15 protein-coding genes and 1 riboswitch are annotated in these 12,834 nt (G+C 59.4%); of the genes, 3 read left to right on the top strand and 12 right to left on the bottom strand.

Going from position 1 to position 12,834, the window contains the following annotated elements:
* Positions 1–69 precede the first annotated feature (69 nt).
* From moaE to moaA, 12 genes are all read right to left on the bottom strand, one after another.
* On the bottom strand, positions 70–543 hold the full coding sequence (gene moaE / locus AAHA39_RS07940) for a molybdopterin synthase catalytic subunit MoaE (RefSeq protein WP_320656891.1): 474 nt from the start codon (positions 541–543) through the stop codon (positions 70–72).
* A gap of 100 nt (positions 544–643) precedes the next feature.
* Positions 644–889 (bottom strand): molybdopterin synthase sulfur carrier subunit, encoded by a 246-nt coding sequence (gene moaD / locus AAHA39_RS07935; RefSeq protein WP_064339746.1) that lies wholly within the window; start codon positions 887–889, stop codon positions 644–646.
* Positions 886–1,395 (bottom strand): cyclic pyranopterin monophosphate synthase MoaC, encoded by a 510-nt coding sequence (gene moaC / locus AAHA39_RS07930; RefSeq protein WP_208738011.1) that lies wholly within the window; start codon positions 1,393–1,395, stop codon positions 886–888. The genes moaD and moaC overlap by 4 nt, the downstream gene beginning before the upstream one ends.
* A 9-nt stretch (positions 1,396–1,404) precedes the next feature.
* The gene (moaB, locus tag AAHA39_RS07925; RefSeq protein ID WP_041208733.1) at positions 1,405–1,911 is read right to left on the bottom strand and encodes a molybdenum cofactor biosynthesis protein B; all 507 of its coding nucleotides are present in this window, start codon (positions 1,909–1,911) and stop codon (positions 1,405–1,407) included.
* Between the two features lie 258 nt (positions 1,912–2,169).
* Entirely contained in the window at positions 2,170–2,763 is a 594-nt protein-coding gene (locus AAHA39_RS07920) for a cytochrome c3 family protein (RefSeq protein ID WP_320656890.1), read from the bottom strand.
* A gap of 11 nt (positions 2,764–2,774) precedes the next feature.
* The gene (locus AAHA39_RS07915) at positions 2,775–3,230 is read right to left on the bottom strand and encodes a nitrate reductase cytochrome c-type subunit (RefSeq protein ID WP_033114992.1); all 456 of its coding nucleotides are present in this window, start codon (positions 3,228–3,230) and stop codon (positions 2,775–2,777) included.
* Entirely contained in the window at positions 3,230–4,105 is an 876-nt protein-coding gene (napH, locus tag AAHA39_RS07910; RefSeq protein ID WP_320656889.1) for a quinol dehydrogenase ferredoxin subunit NapH, read from the bottom strand. The genes AAHA39_RS07915 and napH overlap by 1 nt, the downstream gene beginning before the upstream one ends.
* Entirely contained in the window at positions 4,102–4,836 is a 735-nt protein-coding gene (gene napG, locus AAHA39_RS07905) for a ferredoxin-type protein NapG (protein WP_104014318.1), read from the bottom strand. Before napG ends, napH begins: the two co-directional genes overlap by 4 nt.
* A 14-nt stretch (positions 4,837–4,850) precedes the next feature.
* Positions 4,851–7,340: a nitrate reductase catalytic subunit NapA gene (gene napA / locus AAHA39_RS07900; RefSeq protein WP_043851229.1), complete on the bottom strand. Its 2,490-nt coding sequence runs from the start codon at positions 7,338–7,340 to the stop codon at positions 4,851–4,853.
* A gap of 154 nt (positions 7,341–7,494) precedes the next feature.
* Positions 7,495–7,752: a chaperone NapD gene (locus AAHA39_RS07895; protein ID WP_215805196.1), complete on the bottom strand. Its 258-nt coding sequence runs from the start codon at positions 7,750–7,752 to the stop codon at positions 7,495–7,497.
* 13 nt (positions 7,753–7,765) lie between these two features.
* On the bottom strand, positions 7,766–8,299 hold the full coding sequence (napF, locus tag AAHA39_RS07890; protein ID WP_320656888.1) for a ferredoxin-type protein NapF: 534 nt from the start codon (positions 8,297–8,299) through the stop codon (positions 7,766–7,768).
* 238 nt (positions 8,300–8,537) lie between these two features.
* Complete coding sequence (gene moaA / locus AAHA39_RS07885; RefSeq protein ID WP_320656887.1) at positions 8,538–9,533, bottom strand: GTP 3',8-cyclase MoaA; 996 nt, start codon at positions 9,531–9,533, stop codon at positions 8,538–8,540.
* Positions 9,521–9,661: riboswitch (molybdenum cofactor riboswitch) on the bottom strand. (Overlaps the previous gene by 13 nt.)
* Before the next feature lie 84 nt (positions 9,662–9,745).
* Here moaA and narQ point away from each other — a divergent pair.
* The 3 genes from narQ to AAHA39_RS07870 all read left to right on the top strand — a co-directional run bounded on the left by narQ (position 9,746) and on the right by AAHA39_RS07870 (position 12,775).
* Positions 9,746–11,458 carry a nitrate/nitrite two-component system sensor histidine kinase NarQ gene (gene narQ / locus AAHA39_RS07880; protein WP_041208739.1) on the top strand — a complete coding sequence of 571 codons (1,713 nt, stop codon included), beginning with the start codon at positions 9,746–9,748 and terminating at the stop codon, positions 11,456–11,458.
* Positions 11,458–12,096, top strand: coding sequence for a two-component system response regulator NarL (gene narL / locus AAHA39_RS07875; protein WP_033114985.1), 639 nt, complete (start codon positions 11,458–11,460; stop codon positions 12,094–12,096). Before narQ ends, narL begins: the two co-directional genes overlap by 1 nt.
* A gap of 103 nt (positions 12,097–12,199) precedes the next feature.
* Positions 12,200–12,775 carry an LON peptidase substrate-binding domain-containing protein gene (locus tag AAHA39_RS07870; RefSeq protein WP_033114984.1) on the top strand — a complete coding sequence of 192 codons (576 nt, stop codon included), beginning with the start codon at positions 12,200–12,202 and terminating at the stop codon, positions 12,773–12,775.
* Positions 12,776–12,834: the final 59 nt, after the last annotated feature.

Genomic DNA, 12,834 nt, shown 5'->3' with positions numbered 1-12,834 from the left:
CTGGGGCAGCTTTTGTTACTCCCCAAAACAGGGCCACGGCTCCCGATGAACCTGCGCCCCTCAAACAGGTCAAGCTTGCCAGCGGGCGGCGGCAGAGTTGTCGCTCTCCTTGGCCTCGACCCAGCGTTGTACCCCTTCGGCGGTCAGCTCTTTTTTCCAGAACGGCGCCCGGGTTTTCAAGAAATCCATGATGAAGTGGCAGGCCTCGAAGGCCGCTTCGCGGTGAGCACTGCTCACCACTACCAGCACGATCTGATCGCCGAGCAGCAGCTCGCCAATGCGGTGAATCAAGGTGCACTCCTGCAGTGGCCAGCGCTCGCGCGCCTCCTGCACGATGGCGGCCAGCGCCTTCTCGGTCATGCCAGGGTAGTGCTCAAGGGCCAGCCCCTTGACGTGCTCCCCCTGATTGAAGTCGCGAACCTTGCCGACAAAGCTGACCACGGCGCCGGTGTCCTGCCGGTTGGCAAGGCGGGCATATTCGTCGGCCAGCGAGAAATCCTCCCGCTGTACCAGAATGCGATCCGTCATGGTTGCGTTGCTCATCCTTAACCTCCGGTCGTTACTGGAGGGGCAGGGAAGAAGGCCACCTCATCGCCACCACACAGCTCAGTGGTGCGATCCACGGTCATTATTTCACTCATCATCAACCTCCGGTAACCGGTGGGAAGAAGGCGACCTCATCGCCATCGTGGATAGGCGTGTCCAGCGGCACCAGGGTCTGGTTGACCGCCACCAGCAGTTTGCCAGCCTCGAGAGCCAACGCCCACTTGTCGCCGCGCTCAGACAGGGCTGCACGCAGCTGCTCGGCAGTGGCGTAGTCGCAAGGCAGGCTCAGCTCGTCGCAGGCCACCAGCTCTCTTACTTGCGCAAAAAAGAGTACCTTGATCATGCTTGCTCCCCGCTATTCGAACCCAACTGAAAATGGCCGGACTTGCCGCCTTTTTTCTCTACCAGACGTACCTGTTCGATCACCATGTCCTTTTGCACCGCCTTGCACATGTCGTAGATGGTCAACGCTGCTACCGACGCGGCCGTCAGCGCCTCCATCTCCACCCCGGTCTTGCCGGAGAGCTTGCAGAGGGTGCGGATATGCACCCGGTTCTGCTCGGCCAGCGGCACTATCTCCACCTCGACCCGGGTCAATGCCAGCGGGTGACAGAGGGGAATGAGATCCGCGGTCTTCTTGGCCGCCATGATGCCGGCGATACGGGCGGTGGCGAACACGTCGCCCTTGTGGTGCTGGCCGCTCAGGATCAGGGCCAGCGTTTCCGGCGCCATGGCGATAAACGCCTCGGCACGAGCCTCACGCTCGGTCACCTGCTTGTCGGTCACATCCACCATATGGGCTTCGCCGCTCTGGTTAAGATGAGTCAGGTTGGAATGGTTCTGGTTCATCACTTGCCCTCAAAGATGGGAGACAAAGTTGCACGGCTTGGTGCGGGCATCGAGCTGATCGCGGATAAGCTTCTCCCACCCCAGCTGACAGGCGCCGGTAGAGCCCGGCAGGCAGCAGATCAGGGTGCGATTGGCCAGGCCCGCCAGCGCGCGGCTCTGCATGGCGGAGCCCTTGATTTCGGCAAAGGAGAGCTGGCGGAACAGTTCGCCAAAGCCCTGAACGGTGCGCTCGAACAGCACGCCGACCGCCTCGGGCACCCGGTTCTGCTCGTTGAAGCCGGTACCGCCGTTGACCAGCACCACCTGCACCCCCTCATCGGCGATCCAGTCGCTTACCTGAGCGCGGATACGAAACAGGTTGTCGGGGCAGAGCGCGCGATCGGCCAGCTGATGGCCCGTTTCAGTCAGGGCGGAGACCAGATAGTCCCCCGAGCTGTCATCGGCGGCAGTGCGGCTGTCGGAAACCGTCAGCACGGCGATCTTGAGGGGAATGAATGCGTTGTTTTTCTGTCCCATCGGGCAGCTCCTTGTGGCTATGGGCCGTCAACGAGGCAGGAAGAGAAGAGAGTATGAGAGGCCATCCGCCACTACCAGAACCGGTGTGGACAGAGTGGACTACTTGCTCAAGCGTTTGACGGCGGGCTGATTCTATCAAAGGTTTCACGAGATATGGGATTTAAAAGACTCACAAATCTGATGCTTGTCCCAGATATGCCGACTTGTTGCGGCACGCCCCAAAACACAGGCCGGGTTGCCCCGGCCTGCACTGCATGGTTAGAACCCCTTCACCCCGGTCATGTCGGGTAGCTGGTGCGCAATCCCCTTGTGACAGTCGATACAGGTGGCCTGCCCCTCCTTGCCGAGGTTGGCCGAGTGCATCTTGGCGGCTCGCTGCCCCTGCAGGGAGAAGTCCATGTACTCGAAGTTGTGGCAGTTGCGGCACTCGCGCGAATCGGTCTCTTTCATCCGCTGCCACTCCCGCTCCGCCATCTCGCGGCGGTGACTCTCGAACTTCTCGCGGGTGTCCACCTTGCCGGTGATCATGCCCCACAGCTCCTTGGAAGCCTGCACCTTGCGGATGATCTTGTAGGTCCACTCGTGCGGTACGTGGCAATCAGGGCAGCTGGCACGCACCCCGGAGCGGTTGGAGTAGTGGATGGTGTCGCGATACTCCTCGAACACGTTATCCTTCATCTCGTGACAGCTGGTACAGAAGGCTTCGGTGTTGGAAGCCTCCATGGCGGTGTTGAAACCGCCCCAGAAGATAACGCCGCCAAAAAAGCCCATCAGCAACAGCACCCAGAGGGCCGCCTTGGAGGGGGACTTGAAGGTGATCCACAGACGCTGGATAAAGCTGGGTAATTTCATCTATGGATTCCTCAGTTCAGCGCTTCAACCGGTTTGAACGTATTCCCCACCAGCGGCTTGGCATCCGCTTGCGGCACGTGGCACTGCAGGCAGAAGTAGCGACGCGGCGACACTTCGCCCAGGGTCATGCCATCGCGGGTTTCGAAGTGGGTGGGGCTTATTTTGGGGGCCTTCATGGCACTGGCATTCTTGAAGCTGTGACAGGCCAGGCACTTGTTGACCTTGGTATCCACCTCGTAGTTGCGGATATCGTGGGGGATCAGCGGCGGCTGATGCATGTACTGGCGATCATAGGGCTCGCCATCCTTGCGGAAATTCTTCATGGGGGCGGCATTGGCATCGGTCACCAGATCGGTGGCGCCCCGCTCGGACTTGAGCCCGCCGGTGCTGTTGGTGATCTCGGGGACGGCCGCCATCAGGGAACCCGCCATCAGACAGGCCAGCATTGCTCCAATCAGCTTTTTCATTATGTGTTCTCCGACGTTTTTTCTGCCTTGATGGCAAAACCTACAGTGATTTCAAAAACTTGTTCCGCGCAAACATCGATGCAGCGGCCACAGTTGGTACACTCCTGAGCCGCAATCAAGGGCCCGTGACCGCGCTTGGCACCGTGAACGGGGCCGCGCAGGATGGGACGCTCCGGGCAGACCGCATAACAATCCATGCAGTTGTTGCACCGCTCGCGCCCCTTGGCAGAAATCTTGATGAATCCGACCCGGTTGAGCAGGGCATAGAAGGCCCCCACCGGACAGAGATGACCACACCAGCCCCGCTCAACCACGAAGAGATCGAACAGGAACAGCACCGCCAGCAAAGCCCAGCCCGCCCCCATGCCAAACAGCAGACCACGCATGGCGAGCGACACCGGGTTAACCAGTTCCCACACCAGCACGCCTGTCACCACCGGCGCCACCAGCACCATGGCGAGCAGCCAATACCGGGTAGCACGGCTAAACTGACCGTTGCCCTTGAGGCCAAGTCGCCCCCTGAGCCAGGCCGCAGCATCCGTGATGAGGTTGACCGGACAGACCCAGGAGCAGAAGACCCGCCCCCCGACCAGCCAGTAACCGACCAGCACAATGGCAGCACCCAGCCAGAGTGAGGTGATGGGCCAGTGGCCCGCCGCTACTGACTGCAGCAGAGTCAGCGGATCGGTCAGCGGCACCGTCTCCAGCAACAGCGAGCTGGAGAGGTTGCCCTTGAGGATCCAGACACCCGCCAGCGGCCCCAGCAAAAACAGCGCGAGCACGCTGAATTGACTCAGCCGACGCAGCAGCAGGAAGCGGTGGGAACGCCACCACCCCAGCTTGATGCGCGCCTCTTCCCCCGGATAACGACTCATAACCCCTCCGGTTTGCGGGTGGGCAGGGTGAGCCTGTCGCCAATGAGCGACTTGCCCGCCTTCGCCTTCTCTTCCCAGCCAAGTCGGTAGTGATGACCCAGCTCCCCCTTGGCGAGCTGACGGGGTACCACCTTGATGGCCGCCTCCTCCAGCACGCAGGCATGTTCGCACTTGCCACAGCCGGTACAGATATCGCTGTGCACCGTGGGCAGGAACATGGCGTGCTTGCCGGTACGCTGGTTGTGCTGCAGATCCAGGGTGATCGCCTTGTCGATCAGCGGGCAGACCCGATAACAGACATCGCAACGCAAACCCAGATAGTTGAGGCAGGTCTCGTGATCGATGAGTACTGCTACCCCCATCCGCGCCTGATCGATATCGGTCATCTGCTGATCCAGCGCCCCACTCGGGCAGGCCACCACACAAGGGATGTCATCACACATCTCGCACGGGACGGCGCGCGCCTTGAAGTAGGGAGTCCCCGTGGTCACCGGCTCAAACAGCCGGGCCAACTTGAGCGTGTCGTAGGGGCACGCCTCGACGCAGAGTCCGCAGCGCACGCAGGCGCCGAGGAACTCAGCTTCGTCGAGGGCGGCAGGGGGACGCAGCGCCTGAGCCGGCACTGCATGCACCTGCTGGCGGGCCATGCCGCCGAGCCCCACGCCAAGCAGGCTCACACCGCAAGCCCCTTTGGCCATGTCGGCCAGAAACTGGCGACGACTACGACTCATCTCGACTCCCCGCCTCAGGCCTTCATCACCTTGACGGCACACTTCTTGTAATCCGTCTCTTTGGAGAGCGGATCGGTGGCGTCCAGGGTCAGCTTGTTGACCAGCTGGCTCGCATCAAAGAAGGGCATGAAGACCAGTCCCTTGGGCGGACGGTTACGACCACGGGTCTCGACCCGGGTTTTCACCTCACCACGGCGGGAGGAGACAATCACCTCTTCGCCACGGCGCACGCCACGGGCTTTGGCATCGTCCGGGTGCATGAAGAGCACCGCATCCGGGAAGGCACGATAGAGCTCGGGCACCCGACGGGTCATGGTACCGGTGTGCCAGTGTTCCAGCACGCGACCGGTGGAGAGCCACAGGTCGTACTCTTTGTCCGGCGACTCGGCGGCAGGCTCGAACGGCAGGGCGAAGATGACCGCCTTGCCATCGGGTTTGCCATAAAAACGCACCCCCTCGCCCGCTTTCACATAGGGGTCAAACCCTTCGCGATAGCGCCACAGAGTCTCTTTGCCATCCACTACCGGCCAGCGCAGACCGCGCGCTTCGTGGTACTGATCGAACGGAGCCAGATCGTGACCGTGACCACGGCCGAAGGTGGCGTACTCTTCGAACAGACCTTTCTGGACGTAAAAACCGAAGTGCTCGGCTTCGTCGTTCAGCAGCCCTTTGCTCTGCTCTTTCGGGAACTGGTTGACCTGACCGTTGGCATAGAGCACGTCGAACAGGGTTTTGCCCTTCACTTCCGGCATCTTGGCAATCAGCTCAGCCGGCCACACCTCTTCCACCTTGAAGCGCTTGGAGAACTCCATCAGCTGCCACAGGTCGGACTTGGCCCCTTCCGGCGCTTTCACCTGCTGGTGCCAGAACTGGGTCCGGCGCTCGGCGTTGCCGTAGGCCCCCTCTTTCTCCACCCACATGGCGGTGGGCAGGATGAGGTCAGCGGCCTGGGCGGTAACAGTCGGGTACGGGTCAGAGACCACGATGAAGTTGCGCGGGTCGCGATAGCCAGGCAAGCGATCGGTATTCATGTTGGGACCGGCCTGCATGTTGTTGTTGCACATCACCCAGTAGGCGTTGAGCTTGCCATCCTTGAGCATGCGATCCTGCAGCACGGCGTGGTAACCCACCTGCTCCGGAATGGTGCCTTCCGGCAGTTTCCAGATCTTCTCGGCGATGGCGCGATGCTTGGGATCGGTCACCACCATGTCGGCCGGCAGACGGTGGGCAAAGGTGCCCACTTCCCGCGCGGTACCGCACGCAGAAGGCTGACCGGTCAGGGAGAAGGGGCCAGAGCCCGGCTCGGAGATCTTGCCGGTGAGCAGGTGGATGTTGTAGCAGAGGTTGTTGGCCCAGACACCGCGAGTATGCTGGTTGAAACCCATGGTCCAGTAAGAGACCACTTTCTTGCTCGGATCGGCATAGAGCTTGGCCAGCTTTTCCAGCTTCTCTTTGGAGACGCCGGAGAGCTTGGAGACCGACTCAACATCGTAGTCGGCCACGAACTTGGCAAACTCCTCGAAGGTCATCGGAGTGGCATCGCCGCTGTCCGGGTTCTTCGCTTTCTGCTGCAGCGGGTTGGTCGGACGCAGACCGTAACCGATGTCGGTGACACCTTTCTTGAACACGGTGTGCTTGTTGACGAAGTCCCAGTTCACCTTGTCGTTCTGGATGATGTAGTTGGCGACATAGTTGAGGATCGCCAGATCGGTCTGGGGGGTAAATACAATGCCGTTGTCCGCCAGTTCGAAGCTGCGGTGCTCAAAAGTGGAGAGCACGTGCACCTGTACATCCGGGTTGGAGAGACGACGATCGGACATCCGCGACCAGAGGATGGGGTGCATCTCGGCCATGTTGGAGCCCCACAGCACGAAGGCATCGGCCTGCTCGATATCGTCATAGCAGCCCATCGGCTCATCCATACCGAAGGTACGCATAAAGCCGACGACCGCGGATGCCATGCAGTGGCGGGCGTTGGGGTCGATGTTGTTGGTACGGAAACCGGCCTTCATCAGCTTGGCGGCGGCGTAACCTTCCCAGACGGTCCACTGGCCGGAACCGAACATGCCAACGGCAGTCGGCCCCTTCTCTTTGAGGGTGGCCTTGAACTTCTCGGCCATGATGTCGAAGGCCTGATCCCAGCTGATGGGAGCGAAGTCGCCATCCTTGTCGAACTTGCCGTTCTTCATCCGCAACATGGGCTGAGTAAGGCGATCCTGACCGTACATGATTTTGGAGAGGAAGTAGCCCTTGATGCAGTTGAGGCCACGGTTGACCGGCGCATCGGGGTCGCCCTGAGTCGCCACGACACGGCCATCCTGGGAACCGACCAGCACAGAGCAGCCGGTACCGCAGAAGCGGCAAGGCGCTTTATCCCAGTGGATGGCAGTCTTGTCGGTACTGGTGATGAGATTGGCCGCCAGGGTGGGGGCACTGACACCGGCCACGGCAGCGGCAGCCGCCACCGCGTTGGCCTTCATAAAGTCGCGTCGACTCAGCTTCATGACATATCCTCGCATTGCTTGTCGCGTAAGTTATCGAGTGTATTTAACTGGCGCTCGCTCAAGGCTACGAACCGCATACCAGTGCCTCGTTTTTATCGCATCAACTAGAAACCACTCAGTCAGATCATGGAGACCCGACTTCACGGCACCTTATTCATTGCTGGGCATCGAGTTCATCGAACTGATGGTAAATCAGGGCGGCAGATAACACGCCCGGCATCGCCTGTATCGCATCGATGGCCGCCATGATCGGCCGCTGGCTTGCCCCCTCCAGGGTCACCACCAGCTTGCCTTCGTCGGTGACGGCGTGGATCTCGGCACCGTCGAGGGCCGCGATCTCTTCTGCGAGCTGGTGACGCAAGATGGGCTGGGTCAGCACCACCAGACTCGAAACATGAAACTCCTGACTCATTGTGACTCCCGGGTCATTCAATGCCTGATTCATTCTGACTCTTTTGTGCACTGGCTGCCGAGCCATCCACCTTGATGCTGCCAACCGGGCAGTCCTGCACACAGGCACCACAGCCGTTGCAGCTATCCAGCTCAATGACCGGGGTGGGTACCCGCCCCAGTGTCGGAATAAAGCGAATGGCCCGCGGTTCACAGCTGTCCTGACAGCGCTGGCAATAAACCTGACCATTGGCCAGGCAGTTGGCGGCAATGGACGCCTTGTATTGCCAGGGCGTCTCCGATGCTGGCCGAAACAGCGGCTCCTTGCAGGCGGTAACGCAGTCACCGCAAAAGGTGCACTCGCCGCGCTGAAAGTCGACGGTGGGGAAACCTCCCTCTCCGTTGATCAGGATCTGCTCCGGGCAGGCGGCCAGACAATCACCGCAGCGGGTACATCCGGTCGAAAATTGCGGCCACGCCACCGACCAGGGCAGTTGCACCGGAGGCTCAGCAACCCGCAAGCGGCCCCGAAACAGGCCACGGCGGGCAAGATCGATCTCTTCCGGCATATTGACTCCCGTTTCAGTGATGAAGGGTGCGGCACGAGTCCTTGATTGGCATTTTCGATACCAATTATAAGAGTGGGTGTATATTGCGGCCCTGACAAGTTAAGGGATATACCACCAGGGAGATAAACAGGGGGGATTTTTGCGCCAGATCAAAGCCTTGGCGCAGAACAAAAAGGGAGGTATCGATGAAAATACCTCCATATGAGGATTGCTATTTAATCAATGGCTATTTTTGTGGTCAGCCACCGATTGAAGCAAGGTGAGGGGTTGCTCCGGCATTGCCTTCGTGCAAACGGTGGGTGGCACTCTTGCCGCTCAGGGCAGAACGAATCCGCTGTTGCAGCGCCTCCTGCTGCTCGTCTGCAGTTAGCAGATCCCGCAGCTCGACCCCATTGTCGCCAAACAGACAGAGGTGCAGCTTTCCTGCCGAGGAGACTCGCAGCCGGTTGCAACCGGCACAGAAATCCTTGCTGTAGGGCATGATGAGACCCACCCCACCCAGCGATTCCGGATGCATGAATACCTGCGCCGGGCCATCATCCTTGCCGCGCAGCTGCTGCAGCCAACCACTCTCCAGCAGGCGCTGCTTTATCCCCTCACCGCTGACATGGTGATCGCGAAACAGGGTATCCATCTCGCCGGTCTGCATCAGTTCGATAAAGCGCAGCTCGATGGGCTTGTGCTTGATCCAGCCTAGGAAAGCCTCCAGCTGATAGTCGTTCAGCCCTTTGAGGAGCACCGCATTGATCTTGACCGATTTGAAACCGGCGGCCAGTGCCGCTTCGATCCCCTCCATCACCTCTGCCAGCTTGTTCTCACCGGTGATTTGGTGAAACTGGCGCGGGTCTAGGCTGTCGACACTCACATTCAGCGCATTGAGTCCGGCGTCAAACCACTCGCGGGCCCGCTCTTTCAAGCGATAACCGTTGGTGGTCATGGCGACTTTCTCGATGCCAGGCGTGGTCGCGATCACATTGACGATCTCGGTAAAGTCACGACGCAAGGAGGGCTCGCCACCGGTAATGCGCACCTTGCGGGTTCCCATGGCAGCAAAGCCATGCACTACGCGGCGGATCTCGTCGAGCGAGAGAAAGGATTTTTGTCCTCCCTTGTGACCTTCCGGAGGGCGATAGCCATCCGGCAGACAGTAGGTGCAGCGGAAGTTGCACACATCGGTCACCGAGAGACGCAAATAGTAAAAACGACGGGAAAAACCATCTTCAAGAGGCAACATAAACACCTTTCCAAATACGGGAGGCCAGGGCATTTCTTTCCTGACCCTTACAGCTCGAACATCGGCTGACGGCTGGTTCCCCCCTATCGCAAGGACTTAGGCAGAACCGCTCGGAGTTCATCTAGTTTTTCGATGCTAACACAAGTTGGAGTACACTCCCACGCATCTTGACGACGCCTTGTCACAATTCAGAGGTCAATATCAACATGAGCATGGGACACAGATTCAGAGTCCATTCGGTCAGCAGCGCCATCGGGCGCGCCATGGTATTGATCCTCTTCATGGCCAGCCTTATTGCGGTCGTTGCCATGGTCACCCTCTTCTACTCGGTACCCGATGCCAAGGCGATCAACCTCTCCGGTTCGCTGCGGATGCAGGCTTACCGGATGGCTTACGAAATCGAGCGGGGCGAGAGTGTACTGGGCCGCCTCTCCCAGTTTGAAGAGACGCTGCACGCCGCAGAGCTGCAGGAGACCCAGCGCTGGATCACCCCCGCCTCCCTGCGCCGCACCTATGGCGAAGTGCTCGATCAGTGGCAGGAGATGCGTCAGCACATCGAAAACAGCACCCCCAGACGGTACACCGACAACACCGAGAAGTTTGTGGCGGCCATCGACAATTTCGTCAATCAGATGCAGTACCACGTCGAGTTCAAGGTACGGATGCTGGCACTGGCTGAGGGGCTAGGTCTGCTCGCCATCATCCTCATCGCCTGGTTTACCGTGCGCTTTACCCGCAAGCAGGTGGTCGCCCCGCTCAATCAGCTGGTCTATTGTGCTCGCCAGATCCAGCGCCAAGATTTCGATCTGCAGCTGCCCAGCCACGGTGAGAATGAGCTGGGGGAACTGTCGCGCGCCTTTGTCACCATGGCCGACGAATTGGGCAAGCTCTATCGGGAGCTCGAGAACAAGGTGGAGGAGAAAACAGCCAAGCTGCAACAGGCCAACGACACCCTCTCCTTCCTCTACAGCACAGCCCAGAAGCTGCACGCAGCACCGCTCAGCACCCGCACCCTCATCAAGCTGCTGGACAGGGCGGCAGCCCACCAGCATATCGATTACATCCGACTGACCCGCTTCGAAAATAACGCCATGCCGGTCTACACCTCCGGGCGCACCGGCTGGCCCGGCGATCTCGATGCGGTAGCCAGTTTCTATCTGCAGATGGATGATCAGGAGTTTGGCCGGCTCGACATCATCAGTCAGCACCCCATTGACGAGCGGCTGATCAGAAACTTCACCATGTTGCTGGCCCAGGTGCTGCACAAGGATCAGACCCTGCTGCAACACCAGCGGCTGCTGTTGATGGAGGAGCGGGCCGTCATCGCCCGCGAGCTGCACGACTCGCTGGCGCAGGCTCTCTCTTACCTCAAGATCCAGTCCACCCTGCTCAAACGCTCCTACGCCAAGGGGCAACAGGATAAGGCACAGGAGGCGATGCAGCAGATCGACGAAGGGCTCAGCAACGCCTACACCCAGCTGCGCGAGCTGCTCGGCACCTTCCGCCTCACCATAGGGGACGCCAATCTGGGTGAAGCGATCCGGGTGATGCTCGATCAGCTGCAGCCCCAGACCAACGCCGAGATCCGGTTCCACTACGGTCTGGCCGACTCGGATCTTGAAGCGGGCCAGCACATCCATATTCTGCAGCTGATCCGTGAGGCAGTGCTCAACGCCATCAAACATGCCAATGCGCAAGTGATTGATGTTAGCTGTGAGACCCTCGCCAGTGGTAACATCGAGGTTCAGATTTCAGATGACGGTGTCGGTATTGGACTCGCCAGCTCGGCGATTAACCATTACGGCTTGAGTATCATGAACGAACGCGCCAACAAACTGCACGGCCTGTTGACCATCAACGAACAGCAGCCACAAGGCACCCGTGTGCATCTGACTTTTCCCACCAGTCTAGCGAGAGACGCCTGATGGACGAGATGAAATACAGTGTTCTGGTCGTAGATGACCATCCCCTGATGCGCAAAGGGATTGTGCAGTTACTGGCTCTGGAAGAGAACATGGAGGTGATCGGTGAAGCCTCCAACGGTACTGACGCCGTGGCATTGGCCAAGGAGTCCGAGCCGGACCTGATCCTGCTCGACCTCAATATGAAAGGGCTCTCCGGTCTCGATACCCTCAAGGCACTGCGGGCCGAAGAGGTCACCTCCCGGGTCGTCATCCTGACCGTCTCCGACGCCCGCCAGGATGTGGTAGCCCTGCTCAAGGCCGGTGCCGATGGCTACCTGCTCAAGGACACCGAACCGGATCTGCTGCTGGCCCAGCTGGCCGACGTGATGACCGGCAAGCAGATCCTGAGCGAGCCGCTGCGCCCCTACCTCGAGAATATCTACGAGCTGGATCACCTGCAGCAGAAGCTTGAGAGCTTAACGCGTCGCGAAATGCAAATCCTGCGTGAAATTGCAAAAGGCCTCTCCAATAAACAGGTCGCTTCCGTGCTCCATATCTCCGAGGGTACGGTCAAGGTTCACGTGAAGAGCCTGCTGAAGAAACTCGAGGCGCAGAGCCGAGTGGAAGCGGCTGTCATGTATCTTGAGCAGCGTAACTAAACGCCCTCAACCGCCCGAAAAGCCACCCTCCGGTGGCTTTTTTCATTCTCTGGCACAGTCGCTGCATTGACCTATTCAGCAACTACTCAATGGAGGATGGAACATGAAACTGCAACCTTTGGCCCTGTTCCCCTTGCCTTCCCACATACTCCCGGGCGGCAAGCTGCCTCTGCGTTTGTTCGAGCCCCGTCATCTGCAGATGCTCAAAGAGTCATTCATCAACGATCAGGGCTTTGGCATCGTGATGGAAGAGTCGACTACCTCGGGACAAGCAGGTCGCATCCTGCCGGTCGGTACCCGGGTCAAGGTGACCGACTTCTACACCCTGAACGATGGGATGCTGGGGATCACCGTACTGGGGCTGGAGCGCTTCTGCATCCACGAGATGGAGACCGACGAACTGGGACTGCGTCGCGCCAAAGTGGAAACGCTGCCCAACTGGCCCAGCACCCACTCCGATTTCCACGACAAATTACTGGTGAATCGCCTGCGCGAGGTGTTCGAGCAGTATCCGGAACTTGATGAACTCTACCCGGAGAAGCGCTTTGAAGATGCCGCCTGGCTCTGTCAGCGCTGGCTCGAAATCCTGCCGATGCCGATTTATGAAAAACAGATGCTGATAGCCAAACAGAACAGCGAAGCGGCTCGCAAATTCCTGCATCGCCTGATTTCACAATGACAAAAACAGCTTTGCAAAATGCAATTATTCCAACAATGAAAATCGAAATTTCGCATTTT

It is taken from the genome of Aeromonas sp. SE22 (genome assembly GCF_038739755.1).
Classification (GTDB): Bacteria; Pseudomonadota; Gammaproteobacteria; order Enterobacterales; family Aeromonadaceae; genus Aeromonas; species Aeromonas jandaei.
This window is presented reverse-complemented; position numbering and strand designations above follow the sequence as displayed.